The following is a 22,980-nucleotide window of genomic DNA, read 5'->3' on the forward strand; positions in this document are numbered from 1 at the left end:
CTGCTTGTGTGTACTTTTGCTCCTATTGGCATCAGATCATGACAGGGGCCAAGGAAATGGCAGGTAATTCATCGAAGGGTATTGTAGCGCGTCCTGTAGGAAAGCATATAGGCCCGTTTGGCCGGAGGGGAAAGGAATGAGCACTCCACTAGGGTCTCTACTTCTTCCCTGGATTTCATCAGATTGTCGATGACTGTCCTGATGCGTTTGTCCGGCATCCCCAGTTGCCGTCCGAACTCTTCAAACAGGTTGCGATTCGTGTGCGTGGATACGCCCCGAAACAAGCCGCCGGACAGGGCGAAATCGCTGTCCTGAATGTGCAGGCTTGTGTTGAGCAGATCGTACGCGGGGGACAAGGTCATATCTCCCTGGGGAGTTTCCAGTACGGAGAAATTCTTCAAATGCGCGTCGCCGTTCGAAAATAGATAATTGAACAACACCAGGCGGAAGAAGCGTTCCATTTCAATTCTCCATGCGGGGACATAACGGCGGATGAGCTCTCCCATTTCCAGATAGGAGTAATCATATTTGAAGTTGGAACCGCCCTGGGCGGATGTTTTCCCGGCCAGTGAGGCGAAGTCTTCCTTGCGGAGTTTGCCGCCTTCCTGAGTGATGTCAAATCGCCTGGTGATATAGGCCGGTTCTCCGGTCCGGAAAAAGCATAGTCCGTTGGGAGCCGTTGAAATGCCGAATATCTGAGCGGCAATTTGCATGGTCACGTGTTCGTTGGCCGGCATGTCGAAAGCTCGGGCAAGGCGTGATAAGATGGGTTTCAGAAGATGCGTTCCCTGTTCTCCCGACTTGGTCAGACGGATTGTTCCCCGGTCAACAAGAACAGAGAATTTTTCCTGAACCCCTGAGATGGAAATGTGCTCTCGGTTTTCCAGAAACTCTTGCGGTTCGCCATGAAGGCCGGGGGCGTCATAGGGAAGAATTGGAGACACTTTTTTACCGTCGAACAGCTTCCGCAATCCGGCCGGGCTGTAGGAGGCGAATCCGGGAACCAGCGTTGAGGGACAGCGGTCAATGTTCATCGTGGGTATAAGGCTGTACCGTTAATGCTCCAATCGTGTCGTCATGACCTGTCGCAAGGAGCAAGCCGAAATGATCCTTTTCATCCAGATGGAAATGACGACACTGGATTTCCTTGTTGACGCCTTCCGAGAGCATGTTGAAGAAAACGGGGAATAGATGAGAGGAACGATACTCTTCGGAAGTTTTCGGCATTGTCAGGCTGACGGGAGGAAGTTCTTTCTGCAACAGGTAGGATTCCAGATACCGGAATACATAGCTGGAAGGGGATTCCTCCGTCAATGTCCCGGCAGGGATATTCCTCAATAACACAAGGGCTTTTCTCATGATTCAGGTCCTTTCATCACATCGGTTCTTTTGGGGTTCAGCGACATTTCCAGTCCAAGTACTTCGAACAGCTCCATCAGGATTCTGAACGTTGGATTGGCCTGTCCAAGTTCGATTTTATTGAGCGTATTGATTCCTATGCCGGAAAGTTCGGCCAAATCCTTCAGAGTAATGCCCAGCGCCCGGCGTCGTTCTCGAATGTATGTTCCGATATCACCCAAATTCACAATACAATGTGAAATATCATGTTTCGTATGTTCTGTCCACTCTGTTTTCTTGTAAAATCACAATATGATGTGATTTTCATGAATGAAATATATCTGGAATCGAGCAAATGTCTGCTTTGCGAAGAAGTGTTTCGATAATCAACCTTCGGGTGTTTCCTGGCTCTGGAAGCTTGGGATACAGCAGATAAAAAAGCCCTTTGCCGGAGCCCTCCATGGAAAGGCTCCGGCAAAGGGGACACATGGATGTTACCGTATTCCAGCTACAGCTTCCGCCTGGTGCCGGGCATAGTTTCCGGTGGAGGAATTCTTTCGGGACGTTCCTCCGGATGTTTCCATCAGTTCTTTGATCAGGGTAGAAGCTTCCAGCTTGTTCAACTGTGGGACTCCCTTGCCGAAGCAGAGTACGGCCAGATCATGAAGTGCGGAATCGTTGATCCCGTTTTTACGTGCCAGCGATAGAATAACCTGCCTCTGTTTTTCCGAACAGCTCCATGCCGGTTCTCCGGAATGAGATGTCCGGGGATTCGAAGATGGCTGTACAGGCAGCCGTGGAACCTGGCGCATGGCAGGAAGCGGCGTGCCGGATACACTTCCCGAACCATAAGAAGCATCGGGGACAAATCCGACCTGCTGGATCTGGGCATCCACAGCGGACTGGAGTGAGCTGTAGAGGCGTTCTGCGGCAAAATCGAGTTCTGACGTGTTTCCGATCTCCGTTTCGATGGAGACTTCAAACTGATGGGAGGAATACCCCGGCAGGCCGAGGCGCTTGCTGTAGTTGGCGATGAGTTTGATAGCCATGATGACTTGATATTATTAATGGTTAATGATGAAAAGGCCTCCGCACGCATTGCATGCAGAGGCCGGGAAATGACGGATACATGTTCCGTCCATCTTCATATAACAGGTTAATACTTCCAATTGCCGTAGACGCCCACTCCTGTCACCTCCTTTAAACTATGATTATAAGAGACTGCCTGAATACCGGAATTGCCTGTAATCATTACCTGGGATTTCCTCCTATCCACGTTACTTTCAAGGAATCCTGCCGTTCTGTTTCTGTCAGGGTGATCCACTGGGGAAATGTTTCTGCTACCTCTTTTAATTCATCCAATGATCCAACGGTACGATGGCGAGTCAATCGTCCGCTAGTGCAGGTGTAGGATTTATCATGATCAGAATTTCTCTCCTTTTTCATAGCAATGAAAATTTTCAGAAGAATGTTCCAAAGGGAATTGAACCTTCCTGAAGACATGAGCCTTAGTCTGCATTGATTGAACCAATCGAGAATTATTATTCCTTGTCGCAAATGATTTTCTTGAAGACAAATCCTCTCTGGCGAGTCTCTAAGAAGCTGGCATTGATCGGCAATGGCCAACACCAAGGATAGCCTTAAGAGTATTTCGATCTGACGATTTTCATGTTCCTTGTCCAAATGGAAGGAGGGCAGATTTACATGAAAATCGGACAGTACCTGATCAAAGCCACGTGGATCTTGAACTATGATTTGAATTCTGCTCGGTTCTTGTAAATTCCCGACTAAATTCCGTCTCAGCTGGATCAAATCAAACATGAGTTTGTCCCAACCTTCAACATTGATCGAATTCTCAGACAAGAAACTCTGCCATTCCGTTTTCCTTACTCCGCTGGAAGCGAAAAGAGTCCGTCCGACAAACCCGGATTCCCGCATAACCTCATTGGAAGTCAATTTATCGAATTTGTCCATTTGGATGTTCCATTGAAGAGCCAAACATGGTTCATTAATAGAGACGGACTGTGTTGTTTTTCGTTCTTGAGAAAACGATTCATGACTAAAGAACTGCAGGTATGTCCCCTCTGTGGAAGACTTGTTATTCCCATACCCATTAAGCAATGATTCGATTTGTTGTCTGGCATCAGAAGAAAAGGAAAGCAAGGCATGGTCAGGCATTCCCTCCATGGCTGAAGCCATTTTTTCGGGAGTGATATCGGAAATAATGATATCTCCTCGGATATTCTTCTGCCTCTGTAAAATAGTGATCCTATTGGCAAGTTGCTGAAGATCATGCCCAGGTTCCTGAGAGTCCGATTTTTGTTCATTTTCCCGGAATTGTTTTTTGTACAATTTATTCAATTCTTCCCATTCCATCTCCGCCTTTATCCTTTTCGCATTCGACTCGTCTATCCATGGAGATAGAGCTTGACGAAGGCCTCGGCAGAGGATGCTGGCTGATTTCGTTTTTCCAATCCCAGAGTATTCTACTCCAATGATAAACAAATTGGGATAGATGGGCAATGAGCCCAGCTTGCTTTGAATGCTGTTACCAACAACACCGGAAAGAATCCCCAGGCATTGATAGGCAATAATAGCCCCGGGAATATTTGTTTTTTCACATATATTCGAGACAGTTTCCTTGAGAACTGCGGGAAGTATATCCACAGGAAAAGGAGGATAAGGTATGTCTATTTCGTCTTCTGAAATCATAGAGGTCATGTTTAATATGAAATTTTAAATGTGTTCATGAGAAGAGAGCGCATTTCCAGCCTCCCTTTATTGATGATAAATTCACGGGCATCCTTTATCCCGTCAGGCAAGTTCCATAAGGTTACGTATTCAGCATAAGGAGAGAGCAAGGTGCGAATTTTTCCCGCACCATTGAGACCTGCCTCATCTCCATCAAATGCGATCACCACCCGTTTCCCCTGAAACATGGGAGCCCATACAGACTTGAAATTTCCGGAGCCAGGAACAGCGGCCAATCCTGGACGCTCTCCACATTTCTCCTCATCCCAGCTCAGCAGTACATCATCTATGGCCAACAAATCGCTTTCCGATTCAGTAAGAATCACTTTTTCCTTATCTAAAAGAGCATGATACCCCCAGAGAAAAGGCTTACCGCATTCGAAATAGAATCTGCGAGGCTTTTTCCCTGTACGGATCTTGATACCTAAGAGCTCTTGTTCTACCTCGGATATGATGAACGTATACAAGTAGACAGCCTCCCCGGCCGGACTTATGCCCAGCAATCCCCGTTCCTCTTCACTGGCGTGCAAACGAATGATTTCCGGAGACAAGCCGAATGTGTCGGCTAACTTTTGGATGTTGTCAGAAGAGTTCAGCAACCGATCATTATACCGAATTGCTTTTTCAGTCTCTTCATCGCCCAAAAAGGGAGGATGACAAATACCTTCTTCCGAAATACACTCGTTCTTTCTATCTCCCTTGAAGGGAAATTCATTGTAGACACGCATTGAAGGTTTCAGGATGAGTTCCAGTTCCTCCAACCAGTCAGAGAAAGACATACAGTTTGGAGAACCATGACGGACGGCATCTACAAGAGTGCCGCCAATGTCGCATCGATGGCACTTCCATCTCCAGATTCCTTCTTTCTGATAGATCGACAGAGAGGGATTGTTATCCACATGAAAAGGACAAGGAACGGAATTCTTCCGATTTTCGAACCATATCTTAAGCTCTTCACCTCCGCGGCTGTAGTATAACAATACGCGTTCCAAAGCTTCACGATCTCGTTTGAGATACGCTAAAGTATCTTTATCCATGAATTAGCGGTCTCCTTGTTCATGGAGGTTCGTATTATCAAAATCGGCTTTATGTGCATCCATGCCCTCCGATCGTTCAATGAATGCCAGAACGGAAGGAGCGTGAATCAATCTCTTTCCTGTAATGGCGTACTGATCCGAACGAATCAACCTGGATTTGATGCTGCCGTTATTCAGGAGTTTGTACAGGGTCGTTCTGCCAAACCATCCTTGTTTCAGTGTCTCATTGACTGTCCACCATTCCCTATTCTGAATAGAAATAGAGGATGGACTCGTCAATGACTCATTGGATTTGTTTTTTTCGTTTTTCATTTCAATCGCTCATTTGAGCGGTCGTAACTTTACCGAAAAACAACATATCCATCATCCATACGTATCCATAATGAAGTTGTTATGTTATTTACAATAAATGGAATAACATAGAATTTAAATAAATCCAATCTTAAGAGAATTCAGATGGGAACTAATCCTCGACAGCAGGACTGACTCCGTACTTTCAAACATTTTTTCATTCTTGGAAGGGAACTCCACAGAGATTTGATCAGAGACAATTCGGGCAGCAGTCCGAAAAGCATCAGTCTTCTTCTTCGATTTATCTATATGGGATCCATCCTTCAAAGATAAAAAATATTCTAGGATTTGAGCCGTTTCCTTTCTTCCGGGAATAGATTGATTAATAATTTTTATTGGGTCTACATCTTCAATATCCTTGGATTTAACTATAATTAAAATAAATATAAAATTAATTATGAATTGCTTAAAATTTTTCGGATAAGGAATATCAAGTGACCCTTTATACGAAAGATAAGGAATATCTTCTACTTCTCCATATTCTTCAAAAATATTAACAATATCTTCATGTTTAATTTCTCGCCATCCCTGATTAATATTAAACTCCATTTCATCAGAATTCAGAGTCATAATAAAAGTCCCATAATCCAAGCAACTAATTTCCTCAAAAACAGAATCAACAAAATCTCCTAGATAATCTTCATATTTTTGTTCGAATGCCTTGTATAAAGGAGACTTTTCTTGAATATATTCATCTATTATTTGGCCAACTGAACGAAAACCGAAGGAATCTGGATGAGTAATAACATATCTAGCAAAACCAGGATTTAATATATTATTGTTTTGTATAATTCCAAGTTCTCTCCATTTTTTTCTTTCTTCAGAAACACTTATTTCGTTGATAGGAACGCTTTTTTTAGGAAAATGGACAAAAAAATCAGCAGAATGCAATCTAAATTTATCGTTATTTTCAATAAATGAAAATTTCAAATATGCCTCTTGATTTGAATAGTTATGATTTAGAATCGGCAATGTTCTGGGGTAAGAATGAACAAAAAAAGTTCTGCCGATCTTTATGACCTGTCTTTTGTTCCTACGATTCTGGCTAGGATTAAAAGAAGAACAAGATCTGCTAACATTAAGAAAATTACTTATCCTATAGTACTGATCTCTTTGCCCAGTTACTGGGTTGTATATCCCAAACACTCGCCGAGCATATCTTTTCATCGCTTCCGTAAAATGAGGAGAGGGAGCTATTTCTGAACTCTTAGCCTGACCACGCTGATCCATGATATTTTCTATCATCGGGAGTTCCCCTGAACAAGTTCAAATAGGACTGTAGGGAACCTCACCATTGAAGCGCATTATCATTAGCCCAGTGGAACTGTATCTAGTAATAGCTTAGTGTAGTTTGTTTTGGATCGAGCTGAAAAACTCCGTCATTTCCTTTTTAGGCAGCATGTAATCAGGATACTATGACTTGATATGCAGGTACATGAGAGAGACTATCTGTTATGCCTGTTCTATACCTGCCATTAGACACGGCGGCTCAACCATGTGAAGAGTTCCGTAAACTTCTGATGATTGGTTTGCATGGGAAAAGGCCTTGGACTGATATGAGAAAGCTTCGGTAGATGATAAGCGTGGTGATGGCCATTATCCCCAAAACACGGAGTGGACAGCGAATTGTTGTCACGGTTGCGATAAATTTTGCGTGTGAATGCAACGAGTATTCATGTTCATTGATTATTGGTTTCTCAGGCAGAAAGCAGAGAAGCTTCTTCTTCATGGATATATGGCACGGAGAGAGGAGGATTTTCAGAGATACACGATAGTTCTAAGACTAATGGAATAGATTGATTCCCCGAATGAGAGGAATGCAGGAAATTACAAAAACATTCGCTCCAATGATTAAAATAGTAAAAACTCATATTGATTCAGCACATAAAAAGCCTTGTACCTGCTGATAGGTTTCTGAATAGAGACGATCCCCTCACATTTTGAACCATTCGGAATACTCCTTTCTGTATTAACACCAGAAACATTATATCCCGGATTCCGAATAATCCCCTATGGTAAGATTAAGAATTCGAAAACTTAGAGTTCAGGCAAGTTACCCAAGGCTCTTCGTACATTATCCCTGCCCAGTTTGACGTACCGGCTATGAACTTCGGCAGAGTCATGCCCAACAATGTCCTGAACCATGGCCGGGGGTACGTTTGCGGCGTGAAGCATTGTGGCGGCAGTCGCCCGCAGGGAGTGGAAAGATAAAACCGATATTTTTCTGCGACCGGATTTGAAGTTCGGGTCTGATGCCTTGCGGGATGCTTGAGGATGGGTATCCCTCAAGCCAGCTTGGTACAGAATTTTACCAAACTCGCTCGATAGGCGAGGCGAACCCTGGGCTTCAAAAGAAGCGGCGGCACGGGGGTGTACAAAGGTATTCTCCGATGCGGGAGGCGTCAGACTGTTGATGTGCTTGAGCAGAGGGGGAATGATGGGGATGACAATCTGTCGGCCTGTCTTTTTGGTCTGGAAATGGATCACCTGTTCCTGAAGGTCGATATTGGCCCATTTCAGCAGGGCAATGTCGCCGAGACGTTGACCGCCCGTATACAAGGCAAAACGAATCATGCTTTTCCACTCCGGGTCTGCCAGATCCACTATTCGCTGTAATTCTTCCGCAGAAAATGCCTGCCTGCCGCTTTCCTGTCTACGACGTTTGACGATGTTAACTCCATCCGTCGGGTCGATGCTGATGTAGGCTTTCTTCTTGGCGTCTGCAAAAATCCGCCGAAGCAATTTCAGGTGTTTGTTGACCGTTGCCCCGGAACGCTGTTTTTCTGTAGCGTTGCGGAAGTCGACAATATCTTTTTGCGTGACAAGGTTGATCTCTTGATCAGAGCGTTCTCCGAACCAGGACAGGAATGCTTCAATACTTCCCCGATAAGCAAGAAGCGAATTGCGGCTGATTCCCCCGGACTGGTTATCGATCCATTCGTCGAAAACTTCCCGCACGGTTTTCACCACTACATTATTCCCCGTGATTCGGGTATGAAGGTCATTCAGCACCTTTCTGACTTGAATTTCCGTACGGATCTTTTTTGTCTCTTCTTCGAACTCGTCGGCTATATCCTGGGCCTTCCGGCGATTGCCGCTTTTGGCCTCTACCTTGGTTGACCGGGTAATTTTCTTTCCGGATACGGGGTCGTTCCACTGAGCGAACCAGTATTTAGAGCCTGATCTTCTACGCAAATACGCCATAAACTACTAGCACCTATACTAGCACCTTTCGTGCTTGTACAGGAGAATTCGCGCATGTTCACATTTTTCATAACATATTGATTTATGAATAAAGTTAAACATGTGCGAACACTCTCAAACAACAAGGGTTGGATTCACTGGTTCGAAACCAGTACCGCGTACCATCTTCATAAACGCCTCGTAATCAAGTATTTCGAGGCGTTTTTCTTATTTGAAGTCGCGGAGGGAACAATAAAAACAGTGGAAAAACCGTTTTCCTCTGTAATAACCCAACAGGGCAAACTATTCGGCGAGAAGATTAACTGAACAACAGACTAAAAGTAATACCATGATGGGATGATGAAGACATATTTGCATGTTCTTTGATCTGTTATGGTACCAAGAGTATTGCATCCTGGAGATTTATCTCGATATTTCATTGAGAGGATGTGCTATAGAATTTGTTGCCGTAGTATTTGAACTCTTCGTTTTAGTTGTAGAATGATTTTATTGTTTAAAATTCCATGTTTTGTTCTGATTGTTTCAAAATTTTGACAACTTATTCATAATGTATTGTTTGAGATGAAAATTTTGTTGATCTATTAGACTTGATTTATTATCTAAAAGACATTAGTTTACTCCGTCCTGTAGCTTATCCGGCTAACAGGAGCGTCGGACTCCGACCGATTATGGAACCTGGTTGCGTTTTCTTTCGGAGTATATGTCAATCCCTAAAACAGCTGCTTTTTCAGCAAGCAGCTTACCCGTCTCAGGTAAGGACATGAATATATTACACAATCAAATCGTTGCCGGACAGCGATGCAAAACGGTCGAACGGGACACCGTCTGTTACATGCCGATTGTTTCCATACCGGAAATAAAACGGTGTATTTTGAATTTATTATCGGGGGTTGTCCGCGATTATTCCAGGAGAGGGTTTCCTCCGCCTAGTCGGTAAGACATTATTTTGTTAGGATTATCGGTTGCGGAATATTTTCTCCGTAACGTCTTTGTTTTCTGATCTGCCTTGCGAGTTTACGTTTTGGCGTATCCTTTCGTTTGCCTGCTTTCCGGTGTCCGGTGAAGCGATGGCTTGTGACGGTTTGAAAACTTCTTTTGTTTCCCTGTAGCACAGGTATGCCTACGCATACCGATTCCCCCCCTATTCTTACTATGATTGCCAATAAGCAAAAAAGATTTCGTCAACTTCCCGGATCTTCCGGAAATATCGGTAACACTCTTATTTCCGCAGCCCGTTTGCCTGTGGATTCCCTCATGCGTGAACTGAATACAACGCTGTCAGGATTGAATGATGAACAAGTTGAACTCATTCGTTCCGTTGAAGGCGACAATACGACCAGTTATGAAAAGCAGGTTTCCATTGTTCACAAGTTGGTTGTGGCTTTTATCAATCCATTTACGATTGTTTTGCTGATTCTGGCCTGTGTGTCGTTGTGGACCGACTATGTTGCCGTTGCTCCGGAAGATCGTGACCTGACGGCGGTTGTTATTATTGTGACGATGGTGACATTGAGCGGCTTGCTCCGTTTTTTTCAGGAATACCGATCGGATCAAGCGGCTGCCCGGCTTCAGGATATGGTCCAGACAACAGTTCTTGTTGAACGCCAGTCTTCAGGTAAACAGGAAATCCCCGTCGAGGACATTGTTTGCGGTGATATCGTCCATCTCGCTGCCGGCGATATGGTTCCTGCCGACATTCGTATCATCCAATCCAAAGATTTGTTTGTCAACCAAGCCTCGCTCACTGGAGAAAACGAACCTCAGGAAAAAGTATTTGAACCTGTATCCGAACGCGTTAAAATCCTCTATCGTGCAGTAATCTCGCCTTTTTGGGGAGCAACGTTATCAGCGGTACGGCGGTAGGTGTTGTTGTAGCAACGGGAGAGCGCACCATTTTTGGTGTCATGGCTAAGGAACTTGTCAAACCCAAGGTCAAAACGAGTTTTGAAAAAGGCGTCAATTCTGTATCGTGGATTTTGATCCGCTTCATGTTGTGCATGGTTCTCGTCGTCTTTTTTATCAACGGGATCAGTAAAGGAGACTGGCTCGAATCCCTGCTTTTCGGTTTGTCGGTAGCAGTGGGGCTGACTCCCGAAATGTTACCGATGATCGTGACGATTTCACTTGCGAAGGGTGCTGTTAATATGTCTCGCAGGAAAACCATCGTCAAATCACTCCATTCCATCCAGAATTTCGGAGCGATGGATATTCTCTGTACCGACAAGACAGGAACCATTACGTAAAACAAAGTCCTTCTGGAATATCATCTCAATACGCATGGAGAAGAGGACGAACGTGTTCTGAGATATGCCTTTATCAATAGCTATTACCAGACCGGTCTCAAAAACCTGATGGACGTCGCTATCCTCGAACATGCCGGAGATTCCGACATTAGGGATCTATGTACCAGGTTTGACAAAATTGATGAAATCCCCTTCGATTTCAATCGGCGCAGGATGAGTGTCATTGTTCGTGACAATATGGGCAAAACCCAGATTGTGACCAAAGGTGCGGTCGAAGAGATGATCAGGATATCATCCCATACAGAATACGACGGCAAAGTGGAACCTCTGACAAAGGAACTCCGCAAGAAAATCCTGAGGATTACCCATAGTCTTAACGTTGACGGCATGCGCGTTATTGCTGTTTCCCAAAGAAATGTGAAGACGGATGAGATAGCTTTTTCCGTCAATGACGAACGGGATATGGTGTTGATCGGGTTCTTGGCTTTCCTTGATCCTCCCAAGGATTCAGCCGAGACGGCTATCCGTACTCTTGGAGAGCACGGAGTCACCGTCAAGGTGCTTACAGGTGATAATGACGCTGTCACGACCTGTATTTGCCGGAAGGTGGGAATGAAGGACAGAGATGCAATTCTAGGGGAGGAGATTGATCAAATGAGTGACCGGAGACTTGAGGAGGTTGCCCATATCCACAATATCTTTGCCAAGCTTTCCCCTTCCCAGAAGGCCCGTATTGTCGCAGCCCTTCGCAGGAGAGGGCATACGGTCGGGTTCATGGGAGACGGTATTACCTTTGCAACTGCTGGTGTTGAACCTGATCTACGATTTGTCGTGCATTTCAATCCCCTGGGATAATGTCGATCCAGAATACTTGGGCAAGCCTCGCAAATGGGATGCCGGCTCAATCGGGAAGTTCATGCTCATGATTGGTCCGACGAGCTCTATCTTCGATATTACTACATACCTGTTGATGTTCTTTGTCGTATGTCCTTCGGTATGCGGCGGAGGATGGCATGAAGCGAGTATTGACCGGGCTCTGTTTATCGCTCTGTTCCATACCGGTTGGTTTGTCGAGTCCCTCTGGTCTCAGACCTTGGTTATTCACATGATCCGAACTCCTAAGTTACCTTTTATCCAAAGCCGTGCCCCATTACCCGTTTGTTTGGTAACGTGCCTTGGAATTGCCTTCGGAACCATTCTTCCATTAACGGCTCTCGGGCGGGAGCTGGACTTGACGGCATTGCCTGCCAGTTATTATTTCTGGCTTGCAATTACTATCCTGCTCTACATGGTCGTGGTTAATGCCATGATCATCAGGAAATATGGAGAACTTCTCTGACCCTACATAACACTTCTTCCATGCCGAAGCCATGTACCTTTGAGCGGGTACATGGCTTTATGATATCGGCAAAAGGTACCATAGAAGACTCTTTTCCTCCTTCAGCATTGCAGTACTGTCAATCAAGAGTTCTGCGGAAAAAGCGGACGGAGAAGCACATGACGATCAGGCCGAACACGGCTACGGGCCATAAAGACGGCCACAATTCTACCCAATCGTTGCCTTTGAGAAGAACTCCCCGGACAGAACGGTTGAAATAAGTCAGCGGAAGCATGTAGCCGATGGATTGAATCCATTGCGGCAGCCCGTAGCAGGGCGAGTTTTGTATCCGGAGTTCGAAAAACACCCTGCTCCGGCGGCGTATGAGCAACCGAAGCAGGGTGTGAATGAAATCAAGTCGGGCGACCTTAGAATTTCTTGGAATTCAGCTTCCTGTCAACCAGCATGCCATCAATGGGTTTCAAGTCGAACTTGAGGTCGCGTTTGGCTTTAAACTTCAGGACGAAGAGGTCCTCGGAACCCTGTAGAGTCTTTTTGTCCCCGATGTTGACAAAGGTGGGATACAGGGCTTTGGTTCCGTTCGTATGCAACCTGTCGTTCGTCAGGTTTTCCATTTTCTGGATGTTCTTGGGTTCAACGCCGACAAATTCATAATCTGCCGGATTGTAGGGGAGGGCGAAACTCAGTGCGTTGACAAGATTAAGGTTGTCTCCCTTGACGGTAATTTCAATGATCTCTCCCTGGGAGTAGTCCTTCTTGGGAGTACTGATCACAAGTTTACCGTCCAGCTGATCGACTTTCTTTTCTTCTGTCTTTTCATCGCCGTCTTTCTTCTCTTCCTTCTTCTCGTCGTCTTTCTTGGCTTCTTCAGCGGCTTGGTCTTCTTCTTCGACAGCTTCGTCTTCATCGTCGTCGTTCAATTGAGTGGCGACGACGGAAATATCGTAGGCATCAATGAGACCGTTCTTATTGATATCGCCGTTACTGATGTAACCTTCGAAGTCGGAATCTCCCTTCCTCAGTCCCGTGTAGTTGGTGTACGAGGTGAGGTCGTTTCTATCAATCTTGCCGTCGTTGTTGATGTCGCCAGGCAGGTAGCTTTCCGTACCGGGCACCTTGAAGACATAGATTTCCTGGCCGGAACCGTATTTGCCGACGCCTTCGGTAACGTTGATCTTGATATAGCGAGCGGCGGGAGCGTCTTTGAACGTGAAGGTCTTCACTTCTTTGTCCTTGGGCCATTCAAACGTGCCGGCTTCGACCCACTTGTCCTTGTCCATGCTGTAAGCGACGGAACCCTTGAGGAATGTTCCGTTGCCGGCGTCTTCGCGTGGGATGTAGTGGAACTTGTCGAGCTTGTTGATCGTCTTGAGATCCATGATGAGATCGAACGGAACAGCTTCCTGGCTGTGCTTGGTATGCCAACCGTCCTTTTCCTTGAAATCGAACAGTTTGTCGAGCGAGTTGCCCTGGCTGGGTACAGAGGCTTCACCGACGATGCCCGGGATAGCGAATTCGAGCGGGTTGGCCTTGGTTGTGGCCTTGGTTGTGGCCCAGTCGGAGTATCCGTCCTTGTTGACGGCACGTACATCGAAGGAATACGACGTTTCGGGGACTAGGTCTTCAAACAGGAATTCCGTGCCTTTGATAGTGGAATAAATCATGCCGTCGAACTGGATTTCATAGTAATCCGCATTGGCAACGGGCTCCCAGGACGGAGTCAGAGAGTAAGGTTCGCGGGCCTCTTCCTTCACTTGTGCGTTGGCAGGGGCAGTCAATTTGCCCGATGTGATGAGACGCTTATCGGACGGAGAGAAACGAAAACCTTCCACGGTGAGGACCGTCGGGTTGGCGGTGATGTCGGAAGGGGCCAGTTTTACCAGAAGCTGAGGGTTCTTAGTAACAACCGTTTTGGCGAATTCGCTGTCTTTGGTGGCAAACCTGTTCAGGTTCGGGGCGGCATCGTAGAAGAAGACATTGTCCCGGGTGTTGAAGTCACCGAGGGATTTTGCTTCTTCCAGCTGTACGGCATCCTTGCCGATGCTGGCGGAAACCTTGCTGGGTTTTTCAGTGACATTGATGCGGAATTCCGTGGCTTTGTTTTTGACGAATCCCTTGAAGTCCCCGACTGACGGATGAATAGTGATAACGGCATTACCCTTACCGTCGGCATTGGATTCGATCAGAGTCTTGACCCCTTTGCCGGCTTTGTATGCTTCCGTTGTACCGTCGTCGTCGTATGTGGTGAACTTGGTATGTCCGTAGGGATAAAGTTCGTAGATACGGATATTCGGGTTGATTTCTGCGATGTTGTTATTCGGGTTGGCCATTGGGATGATGGCTCCGTTTTTCACGAAAACAGGCAATTTCCAGATAGGTGCGTCGATTTCGTTGTAGATTTTACCGCCGGCATATAGATCTCCGGTGAAGTAGTCGACCCACTGTCCTTGCGGCATATAGATGCCGTTGCGGATATCGTTGCCATCCTTGTCTGTTTTTGTTTCCTTGTAGATGGGGGCAATCAGGAAATATGGGCCATAAAGGAACTGGTACTGGGTTGCCTTGCCGAGGGTATAGGGGTTGGCTTCCTCCAGGAACATGGCTCGGATTATCGGCTGGCCGGTGACGGCTTCCTTAGCGATGCTATAGGTGTACGGGATGAGTTCCGATTTAAGTTTCAGGTACCAGCGGTTGATGGAAGTTGCCGGTTCGCCCAGGGCATGGGGATATTTTTCATTGGCCCCCCAACCGTCCATGTTGAGTTCCAGAGGGGTGAAGGTTTTCCATTGGAAGTCCCGGGTATTGACCACGAGGTTCTTGCCTCCGAAGATGCCATCCATGTCGGATCCGATGTTGGGCTGGCCTGACAGGCCGGATCCAATGTAGGTGGGGATATGGAAGCGGATGTATTCCCAAGCGCCGCCTGTCTGGTCACCTGACCAGATGCCGGCATAACGCTGGGTACCGGCCCAGCCGTCCAGGGAAATGATGAAGGGACGGCTGTTGTTGCCGTAGTAAGTCATAATCTGCGCAACATCGGTAATGCCGTTGAGTCCGAATGAATAACCGGCACCTACCCAGGCAACGTCCGTTTTCAGCACACGAACGCCGGCGTCGCGGACTTCTTTGACAATATCGCGTTGGAGCAGGGCGCTGATTTCCGGTTTCGGATGCAAGTCGGACTGGGTCCACAGGCCGATTTCCACACCATGTTTTTTGGCATAGCCGGCAAGGTCTTTCAGATTCTGAATGTTGCCGTCAAGGGTTTCCGTCTGGCCGTAGCCGGCACCGTATCCGTCATTGGGAAGGATCCAGCCCAGAGGCATATCGTGATTCTTGTAGCGGTCGATGACGGCGCGCGCGGAGAATTGATAGTTATCCTTCTCCCCATTCAGGGATTCCTTGATTCCTCCGTTGTCCTTCTGGCTTTCTTTGTAGCGCTTGCCGTCTTCGAACAGGATACCTTTTTCGTCTTCTTTCCAGAAATCGCGGTTATAGGCGTTCAGGTGGCCTTGGTAAAAGGCGAACTTCGGCAGCAAGACCGGATTGCCGGTGAGTTGGTAGAAGTCATTGAGGAGGGGAGTTGCGCCGTCATTGATCATGAAGAAAACATCCAGATAGCCGTCCTCATGGTGCAGATTGACAACAGACTTGTCTTTGGAACCAAAGTCATATGCGCCTTTTTTGAAAGTATGCCACAGAAGGCCATAACCGTTGGTGGACCAGTAGAAAGGAGCGGGGGAAGCAACGCCGCCATCCGTCCAGCTGTTCTGGTTTTCGATAGAAATCACCTTGCCTTTGTGAGAAAAGCGTCCGTTCTGCACGCCTCCGCCGTAGAAGTATTCGTCCGGACTGGTTTTCAGAGTCAGTTCCGCTTTATGCTTTTCCAACACGACGGGAGCGATCTGTTCGAAGGCTACAGAATTGTCCTTCAGGTTGATCACCTTCATCAGAGATGTCTTCTTGTCGATCTCGATGCGGATTTTTCCCGTGGTAATTTTGACCAGATCTCCGTCTTTATCGATATCAAGTTTCGATACCGGGCGGCGGGGATTATCAACGAGGATTTTTGCCTCGGGTTTGGCTTGAGGGTCACGGATGATTCCTCCATTGTCGTCGCGGAAGATACGGAAGATGTTGTCACCGTAGAAATCGAGAGTCATGCGGTGATCCTTCCCAAGAAGGATTTCGACAGTTGTCGGATTGATCTGGTGCGCATCCGTAACGGTTTCATACTGCAGGGAGTCTTTGGCAGCATTTACGGTAGCACTTGCCGAGGCCGACGCAGAAGCTGCCGGAGCAGTGCCGGACAGAAGGAAAGACAGACTGCATCCAAGCAGGGCCGTCTTTTGGAGGATGTGATGATTAAATGGTTTTTCCATTATCTTGTTTTTTGGGAGTTTACCTATCAAATGGTGCAGAGGCTGGAAGAGAACAGTCGTGGGACGACCTGGAGGTTCGGGTTGTGACCATATGTTGTTGTGCAATGGGGATACCGGACTATTCTGTAATTTGGATTTTCTGTATCATATCTTTTGTCTCGTATCTCACAAGACGAAAGAGTGTGTTACTGCGTTTCCTACATACGTAGGGATTAGAATGGATCTGATCAATGATTTCTGTCATGCGTGAATTTGCGAACATATGGATTACTTTCGTGTGTGGAAGGGACCTCTGAGATTACCGGTATCGCTGGCGAATGATGTCTATAGGCCAATCCTGGTATTTTTGTTTGTCTGGTGTTGGTCAATGAGTTTTGTGATTCCAAAATATTGGGTATCAACGTTCCTCAAAAACGGAATGACGTCATTATGGTCTTTATTTATCGGTTTTGCTCAACGAATTTGCTGATTGCGATGTATTAACTTCAAGCTGTTGCATTACAGGAAAATCCGGTGCTCCGCTCAGTTACTTGATGATCTGTGCTGTGTCCTTTGAGAGTGACTTCAAGGGTTATGGCAGTAGAAAACCGGAACTTTTATCAATCAAGCTATGAACTGGATAACTCAAACCTTAGTCTGTGCACTGGGAATATGGATGATCCTGATGGTCGTTCGGTCCGCATGTAAAACCGCCTTGATCAATTTGCCTTCCAGTGAAATTGTGACTCGCACGCTCTTACGAATCGAGTACGGCTGTTTCGTCGTTTTGAATGTCAGGAAAATGTCCCCCGAAAAAAGGCAGAAATGCCTGTATTGGTTTGGTCCGGTGTTTTTGTTTGCCTGCATCGCCACCTATTTTTTTATTACGATGTTTGGTTTTGCCCTGATTTACTGGGTTACGGATTCGGAAACGACTTGGTGGCGTTCTCTTATTTCCAGCGGGTCCGCTCTCAGTACGTTGGGATTCTCTACTCCTCCTACTTCGATGGGGCAATTCCTGGCAATCCTTGAAGGAGGAGTCGGACTTGGCATTATCGTCTTCCTGCTCACGTTTATCCCCGGTTATCAGAGTATCGTTCAACAACGGGAAGAAATGAGTGCTCATTTGTATGCTCGTACCCATTCCTCACCGGATTGCGGGGCCTTTTATGAGTGGGCCGCCACAGCCGGGTTGAAGGACAGTCTCGGGGAGGTATGGAACAAGTGGGAAGATTTCCTTCGTACCATCGGTGATACGCATTCGGAATCCCTCATTCTCGTTTTCACTCCTTCTTCTCATCTGGGGCAATCGTGGGTCGTTTCCGTTTTTACCATGCTGGATGCAGCCAATCTGGCAGCGACTACTTTAAAGGGACAGGGAAGGATCGAAGCGGAAATCTGCCTCACTGAAGGCATCAAATCTCTGGAAATGACGGCGGAATTACTCCAGATGCACCATGGACCGGCACCATCCGAATGCTTGCAAAAGGATTGCTATGATGCCCTTTGCCAAAGATTGGCTGCCAAAGGGTATGAATTGGAAGAAGACGGGGAAAAATCCTGGATTGAATTCAGAGACAACCGTTCCCGTTACGAACACATCCTCGTTTCCCTGTCTTCCACTCTGTTCGTCGATCTGAAACCAAGCCTTCTGCGTTTCAGGGAAGGCGGCGGCGATACGGGAAACGCGATTCGGTAGGAAAGCCTGTTCTTGTTTCCCCATGGATTGACATCCATGCAAAACATCCTGTTCCGGAGTTAATGATCCGAAACAGGATGTTTTTTGCTCATGAAATAGTATCCGGTCTTACCGGACGCTGAATTTGTATACCGATTCCTGGGAATATTCCTGTCCGGGGCGCAGGACGGAAGACGGAAAGTTTTTGTGATTTGGCGCATCGGGGAAGTTCTGGCATTCGAGAGCGATTCCGCTGCGGAAGTTATGCTTGTCCCCCCTTTTGCCGATGTCCTTGCCATCCATGAAGTTGCCACTATAGAACTGTAACCCCGGCTGGTCTGTCAGGATATCCATGACAATGCCGGTTGAGGGTTCATAGAGTTCGGCCGCTTCGATGAGTTCGCCGGGTTTGGCGTTCTCAGGACGGTCAAGAACCCAATTGTGGTCGTATCCTTTGCCGAATTTCAAATCCCGGTTGGGGGAGTTGATTCGCTTGCCGATGGGGGCCGGCTTGCGAAAATCGAAGGGTGTCTTGTCTACTCCGGCCAGTTCACCCGTGGGAATAGCCTGGCTGTCTGTGGGGGTATACCGGCTGCCGTGGATAGTAAGCAAGTGCGAGTTGGTGGAACTGGCACTGGTTCCATGCAAATTGAAGTAGCTGTGGTTCGTCGGGTTCAGGACGGTTGGAGCATCCGTTGTGGCTCTGTACGAGATCCTCAGGGAATTGTCGTCGGTCAATGTATAAGTGACCGATAGAGTGACGGTTCCCGGGTATCCTTCTTCTCCGTCGGGGGAAATGTAGGTGAGCTTCAGGCATTTTTCCCCCTGGGCGTTGGTGAATGGCCGTGCCGTCCAGATCCGGTTGCCGAACCCGATCTTGCCTCCGTGCAAATGATTACCTTTTTCGTTGCGGGTGACATTGTATTTTTTGCCATCCAGCGTAAATTGCCCCTTGGCGATGCGGTTGCCATAGCGTCCGACAATCGGTCCGGCGTACTTGTCCGTGGCTTTCAGGTACTCGTCCAATCCCTCATATCCCCAGACGACGTCTTTGAAGGAACCATCCCGGGAGGGTACCCACAGGCTGACTATACGACCGCCGTAATTGGTAATTTGGGCGGTCATTCCGTTCTTGTTGGAGAGAGTGTAGAGACATACTTCCCTGCCGTCCATGGTCTTGTGGAACCGGGCGGATGGCAGGGGAGTCACGCTTGCATCGGGCGATGGCGAACATGATAGCATGGCCGTCCCCAGAAGGAGATAGGAGAGTAGCTTGAATGTCATTGCCGGGACAAAACGTGTGAAAGAGGCTAATATCCGGTTAGATGATTACCGGCTTGTACTTGGGTACGAGGACTTTCATGATGATCCAGCCGACCAAATAGGCCAGGGCGCAGATGATGAACATGATGAAGTAGCCGGCTTCCAGTCCCTCGAATCCCATGAAAGTGACGTGGGCGTCTTCACAGTGGTCGAAGAGGTTGCCGGAGCCCTTTTGCAGCAGGGCGGAGCCAAGTCCCCCGGCCATGCCGCCGATACCCGTGATGGTGGCGATAGCGGATTTTGGGAACATGTCGCCGATGGTGGAAAAGATATTGGCGGACCATGCCTGATGGGCTGCACCGGCCAAACCGATGAGACAGACGGGAATCCAGACCGAGAGGGAGCCTAGCGGCTGGGCAAAGAGGACCAGCACCGGGAAGAAGGCAAAGATGAGCATCGCTTTCATGCGGCCCGCATAGGGGTTCATGCCCTTGTTGATGAAGTGGGTCGGTAGCCAGCCTCCGATGATGGAAAGCAGCGTGATCAAGTACAAGACGAAGATCATCGGGGCGCTCTGGGTAGAGTCAAGGCCGTATACTTTGCTGAGATAGGCGGGAGCCCACAAAAGGTAGAACCACCAGACGCCGTCCGTCATGAACTTGCCGACGGCAAAGGCCCAGGTCTGACGGTAGGTGAAACTCTGCAACAGGCTGATTTTTTTGCCTTCTTTCTCTTCAGTTTGTTCCACTTTGGAAACTTCGTCCTTGTCCTGCTGGATGTAAGCGAGTTCTGCGGCACTGACTCTGGGGTTTTGATCCGGCTTCTTATAAAGGAAGACCCAGAAGCCCATCCAGAGGAAGCCGAGGGCGCCGATGATGATGAAGGACATTTCCCAGCCGTAGGCTGCGGCGATGAAGGGGATGGTTAGCGGGGCGAGTAGAGCTCCTGCTGTAGCTCCCGCATTGAAAATACTGGTCGAGAAGGCTCGGTCTTTCTTGGGGAAGTATTCCGCGGTAGCCTTGATCGCAGCCGGAAAGTTGCCTGCTTCACCGATGGCCAGCACACAGCGGGCGATGATAAACAGGGTAACGCTGACGTTGACGATGCGGGCGGTATCGTTGATATGGGAAATAACTTCTTTGGCTTCTTCGAATCCGACGAACCAGGTCCCGTCGAGAATGCCTGCCGTGGCAATGCCGCAGTAGGCGTGGACGCAGGCGCCCAGCGACCAGATGCCGATGGACCAGAGATAGCCTTTCTTGGTATCCATCCAGTCGACGAATCGACCGGCAAAGAGCATGCCGATGGCATAAACCAGGGAGAACAAGGCTGTGATATTGCCGTAATCGGTATTGGTCCAGTGGAATTCCGGAGCGATGAAGTCAGCCCAGGTCAGGGACAGGACCTGGCGGTCCATGTAGTTGACTGTCGTAGCGAAGAAGAGCATGGCGCAGATGATCCAGCGGTAGCGGGTCATAGTGCCTCCTTGAGATTGTGTCGTCATATCGGTATACAGTATCTCGGATTAGTTTTCGTTGGACGCTTTACCAAGCGTGGCGAGGATGCCGCCGTCTACATACAGGATGTGTCCGTTGACAAAGTTGGATGCTTCCGAAGCCAGGAAAATAGCCGTACCGGCGAGATCCTCCGGATTTCCCCATCGTGCGGCAGGAGTGCGTTTAAGGATAAATTCGTTGAAGGGATTGCCGTTAACGCGGATGGGTGCCGTCTGGCTGGTGGCGAAGTAACCCGGTCCGATGCCATTGACCTGGATATTGTACCGGGCCCATTCCGTAGCGAGATTCTTGGTGAGCATCTTGAGACCTCCCTTGGCGGCTGCGTAGGCGGAGACGGTGTCGCGACCTACTTCACTCATCATCGAGCACATGTTGATGATTTTGCCGCAGCCTCGTTCCTTCATGCCGCGGGCGACGCGGCGGGACATCAGGAAGGGGGCTGTCAGATCGATGTTAATCACCTGGTTCCAATCCTCCAGACTCATTTCCAGAGCAGGAATGCGCTTAATGATGCCGGCATTGTTGACAAGAATGTCGATGGGGCCGACTTCCTGTTCGATGCGGGTGATGTTTTCATCAATCAAATCCTCCCGGGTGACGTCGAAGACGTAGGGATGGGCGGTAATGCCGGCAGAGGCGTATTCTTCGACGGCCTGAGCGAGTTTTTCCGGATTGGAACCATTGATGACGATGGTCGCCCCGGCTTGTCCGAGGCCGATGGCGACGGCCATGCCGAGACCGTGGGAACTTCCCGTAATGAGGGCGATTTTTCCATCGAGGCGGAAGAGATCAATTCCTTGAGACATAAGTAAAACAAAGATTGGAGTGAAAAGAAAGAAGGAGAGGATGGGAGAGGGGGTTATTTCAGATCGGTGGCCGTGCAGCCGTCCATATCGTTGTAGTCGAGATTCTCTCCTGCCATGCCCCAGATGAAAGTGTAATTGCTGGTGGCGCAGGCAGAGTGGATGGACCACGACGGGGAGATTACGGCTTGCTCGCGCTTCATCCAGATGTGGCGCGTTTCGTCGATTTCGCCCATGAAGTGACAGACCGCGTTTTTGTCGCAGAAGTCAAAGTAGAAGTAGGCTTCCATGCGGCGGTTGTGAGTGTGTGGCGGCATCGTGTTCCAGACGCTGCCGGGCTTGAGCTCGGTCATGCCCATTTGAAGCTGGCATGTTTGCAGGACTTCCCGGACGATCATGCGGTTGATGACCCGGTGATTGCTTTCTTCCAGAGTCCCGAGTTCCAGAATGACGGCATCTTTCTTGGTAACCTTGCGCGTTGGGTACGACGTATGAGCGGGGGCGGAGTTGAAATAGAATTTGGCGGGGGCGGTCTTGTCGCAACTGGAGAAGATAATCTCTTTGTTGCCGCGGCCGATGTAAAGGGCTTCCTTGTGACCGATTTCGTATTCGGTTCCCTCGACGGAGACTTTTCCTGCTCCTCCGACATTGATGAGGCCGATCTCACGGCGTTCCGTGAAGAATTCGGCACGCAGGGCGTCGACGGGTTCGAGCTTCAAGGCTTCATCTACCGGATGAATACCGCCGACGATCAGACGATCATACATGGAATAAACCAAGTTGATTTCATCTGCGGTAAAGAGGGTTTCGATCAGGAAGTCTTCCCGGAGCCGGGAAGTATCGTAGGATTTGGCATCGCGGGGATTTGCAGCGTAACGAAGCTGAAAATTGATTTTCATGGATAGAATAGAGATTTGAGAAATGATGTTGTTGTATTCCAGTATACGGAGAGTAAAAGCTCCATATATCAATAAAACAATGACTCCTTCCAGTTTCTCATGTTAACGCCGGATGTCCATGATTTTCTTTGAGTGGCATGATTTTTAACGGACTTTTGACGGATTGCTTTCCAAGCCTATTGACAGATGGAGGAGT

At 48.0% G+C, this 22,980-nt stretch carries 15 protein-coding genes and 2 pseudogenes; 2 read left to right on the forward strand and 15 right to left on the reverse strand.

The window, feature by feature from the left end; genetic code table 11:
* Positions 1 to 68: 68 nt before the first annotated feature.
* The 9 genes from QET93_RS01970 to QET93_RS02010 form a co-directional block, all read right to left on the reverse strand.
* Positions 69 to 1,034 carry a HipA domain-containing protein gene (locus QET93_RS01970; protein WP_280133084.1) on the reverse strand — a complete coding sequence of 322 codons (966 nt, stop codon included), beginning with the start codon at positions 1,032 to 1,034 and terminating at the stop codon, positions 69 to 71.
* Entirely contained in the window at positions 1,024 to 1,359 is a 336-nt protein-coding gene (locus QET93_RS01975; RefSeq protein WP_280133085.1) for a HipA N-terminal domain-containing protein, read from the reverse strand. Before QET93_RS01975 ends, QET93_RS01970 begins: the two co-directional genes overlap by 11 nt.
* Positions 1,356 to 1,586 carry a helix-turn-helix domain-containing protein gene (locus QET93_RS01980; protein WP_280133086.1) on the reverse strand — a complete coding sequence of 77 codons (231 nt, stop codon included), beginning with the start codon at positions 1,584 to 1,586 and terminating at the stop codon, positions 1,356 to 1,358. Before QET93_RS01980 ends, QET93_RS01975 begins: the two co-directional genes overlap by 4 nt.
* Positions 1,587 to 1,832: 246 nt before the next feature.
* Entirely contained in the window at positions 1,833 to 2,387 is a 555-nt protein-coding gene (locus QET93_RS01985) for a hypothetical protein (protein ID WP_280133087.1), read from the reverse strand.
* Positions 2,388 to 2,589: 202 nt separating this feature from the next.
* Positions 2,590 to 4,050 carry a DUF3987 domain-containing protein gene (locus tag QET93_RS01990; RefSeq protein ID WP_280133088.1) on the reverse strand — a complete coding sequence of 487 codons (1,461 nt, stop codon included), beginning with the start codon at positions 4,048 to 4,050 and terminating at the stop codon, positions 2,590 to 2,592.
* Positions 4,051 to 4,061: 11 nt separating this feature from the next.
* Positions 4,062 to 5,126 (reverse strand): hypothetical protein, encoded by a 1,065-nt coding sequence (locus QET93_RS01995; protein ID WP_215834372.1) that lies wholly within the window; start codon positions 5,124 to 5,126, stop codon positions 4,062 to 4,064.
* A 3-nt stretch (positions 5,127 to 5,129) separates the two neighbouring features.
* Positions 5,130 to 5,438, reverse strand: coding sequence for a hypothetical protein (locus QET93_RS02000; RefSeq protein WP_280133089.1), 309 nt, complete (start codon positions 5,436 to 5,438; stop codon positions 5,130 to 5,132).
* Positions 5,439 to 5,552: 114 nt separating this feature from the next.
* Positions 5,553 to 6,722, reverse strand: coding sequence for a hypothetical protein (locus QET93_RS02005; protein ID WP_280133090.1), 1,170 nt, complete (start codon positions 6,720 to 6,722; stop codon positions 5,553 to 5,555).
* A gap of 792 nt (positions 6,723 to 7,514) precedes the next feature.
* On the reverse strand, positions 7,515 to 8,681 hold the full coding sequence (locus QET93_RS02010) for a tyrosine-type recombinase/integrase (protein ID WP_322190074.1): 1,167 nt from the start codon (positions 8,679 to 8,681) through the stop codon (positions 7,515 to 7,517).
* Between the two features lie 1,152 nt (positions 8,682 to 9,833).
* Here QET93_RS02010 and mgtA point away from each other — a divergent pair.
* Positions 9,834 to 12,263, forward strand: a pseudogene (gene mgtA, locus QET93_RS13215) (magnesium-translocating P-type ATPase).
* Between the two features lie 118 nt (positions 12,264 to 12,381).
* Here mgtA and QET93_RS02035 read toward each other — a convergent pair.
* Together QET93_RS02035 and QET93_RS02040 are read right to left on the reverse strand one after the other, a co-directional pair.
* Positions 12,382 to 12,570: pseudogene (locus QET93_RS02035) on the reverse strand (ABC transporter permease); the annotation flags it as partial.
* 100 nt (positions 12,571 to 12,670) lie between these two features.
* Positions 12,671 to 16,645: a TIM-barrel domain-containing protein gene (locus QET93_RS02040; protein ID WP_280133097.1), complete on the reverse strand. Its 3,975-nt coding sequence runs from the start codon at positions 16,643 to 16,645 to the stop codon at positions 12,671 to 12,673.
* Between the two features lie 781 nt (positions 16,646 to 17,426).
* Between QET93_RS02040 and QET93_RS02045 the strand changes: the two genes are divergently transcribed.
* The gene (locus tag QET93_RS02045) at positions 17,427 to 18,323 is read left to right on the forward strand and encodes a hypothetical protein (protein ID WP_322190076.1); all 897 of its coding nucleotides are present in this window, start codon (positions 17,427 to 17,429) and stop codon (positions 18,321 to 18,323) included.
* A gap of 108 nt (positions 18,324 to 18,431) precedes the next feature.
* Here QET93_RS02045 and QET93_RS02050 read toward each other — a convergent pair whose 3' ends face one another.
* Genes QET93_RS02050 through kduI form a run of 4 tightly spaced genes read right to left on the reverse strand, consistent with a single transcriptional unit; the run spans position 18,432 to position 22,784 of the window.
* Entirely contained in the window at positions 18,432 to 19,586 is a 1,155-nt protein-coding gene (locus QET93_RS02050) for an aldose epimerase family protein (RefSeq protein ID WP_280133098.1), read from the reverse strand.
* Between the two features lie 37 nt (positions 19,587 to 19,623).
* The gene (locus tag QET93_RS02055) at positions 19,624 to 21,069 is read right to left on the reverse strand and encodes an MFS transporter (RefSeq protein WP_280133099.1); all 1,446 of its coding nucleotides are present in this window, start codon (positions 21,067 to 21,069) and stop codon (positions 19,624 to 19,626) included.
* A gap of 21 nt (positions 21,070 to 21,090) precedes the next feature.
* Positions 21,091 to 21,888: a gluconate 5-dehydrogenase gene (locus QET93_RS02060; protein ID WP_280126120.1), complete on the reverse strand. Its 798-nt coding sequence runs from the start codon at positions 21,886 to 21,888 to the stop codon at positions 21,091 to 21,093.
* Between the two features lie 53 nt (positions 21,889 to 21,941).
* Positions 21,942 to 22,784: a 5-dehydro-4-deoxy-D-glucuronate isomerase gene (kduI, locus tag QET93_RS02065; RefSeq protein WP_280133100.1), complete on the reverse strand. Its 843-nt coding sequence runs from the start codon at positions 22,782 to 22,784 to the stop codon at positions 21,942 to 21,944.
* Positions 22,785 to 22,980 lie beyond the last annotated feature (196 nt).

Source organism: Akkermansia sp. N21116 (genome assembly GCF_029854705.2).
Taxonomy (GTDB): Bacteria; Verrucomicrobiota; Verrucomicrobiia; order Verrucomicrobiales; family Akkermansiaceae; genus Akkermansia.

What these genes read in the sequence shown, in the direction of transcription:
- QET93_RS01970 (WP_280133084.1), bottom strand. Translation starts at nt 1,034, where the DNA reads ATGAACATTGACCGCTGTCCCTCAACGCTGGTTCCCGGATTCGCCTCC.
- QET93_RS01975 (WP_280133085.1), bottom strand. Translation starts at nt 1,359, where the DNA reads ATGAGAAAAGCCCTTGTGTTATTGAGGAATATCCCTGCCGGGACATTG.
- QET93_RS01985 (WP_280133087.1), bottom strand. Translation starts at nt 2,387, where the DNA reads ATGGCTATCAAACTCATCGCCAACTACAGCAAGCGCCTCGGCCTGCCG.
- QET93_RS01990 (WP_280133088.1), bottom strand. Translation starts at nt 4,050, where the DNA reads ATGATTTCAGAAGACGAAATAGACATACCTTATCCTCCTTTTCCTGTG.
- QET93_RS01995 (WP_215834372.1), bottom strand. Translation starts at nt 5,126, where the DNA reads ATGGATAAAGATACTTTAGCGTATCTCAAACGAGATCGTGAAGCTTTG.
- QET93_RS02000 (WP_280133089.1), bottom strand. Translation starts at nt 5,438, where the DNA reads ATGAAAAACGAAAAAAACAAATCCAATGAGTCATTGACGAGTCCATCC.
- QET93_RS02005 (WP_280133090.1), bottom strand. Translation starts at nt 6,722, where the DNA reads ATGATAGAAAATATCATGGATCAGCGTGGTCAGGCTAAGAGTTCAGAA.
- QET93_RS02010 (WP_322190074.1), bottom strand. Translation starts at nt 8,681, where the DNA reads ATGGCGTATTTGCGTAGAAGATCAGGCTCTAAATACTGGTTCGCTCAG.
- QET93_RS02040 (WP_280133097.1), bottom strand. Translation starts at nt 16,645, where the DNA reads ATGGAAAAACCATTTAATCATCACATCCTCCAAAAGACGGCCCTGCTT.
- QET93_RS02045 (WP_322190076.1), top strand. Translation starts at nt 17,427, where the DNA reads ATGTCCCCCGAAAAAAGGCAGAAATGCCTGTATTGGTTTGGTCCGGTG.
- QET93_RS02050 (WP_280133098.1), bottom strand. Translation starts at nt 19,586, where the DNA reads ATGACATTCAAGCTACTCTCCTATCTCCTTCTGGGGACGGCCATGCTA.
- QET93_RS02055 (WP_280133099.1), bottom strand. Translation starts at nt 21,069, where the DNA reads ATGACGACACAATCTCAAGGAGGCACTATGACCCGCTACCGCTGGATC.
- QET93_RS02060 (WP_280126120.1), bottom strand. Translation starts at nt 21,888, where the DNA reads ATGTCTCAAGGAATTGATCTCTTCCGCCTCGATGGAAAAATCGCCCTC.
- kduI (WP_280133100.1), bottom strand. Translation starts at nt 22,784, where the DNA reads ATGAAAATCAATTTTCAGCTTCGTTACGCTGCAAATCCCCGCGATGCC.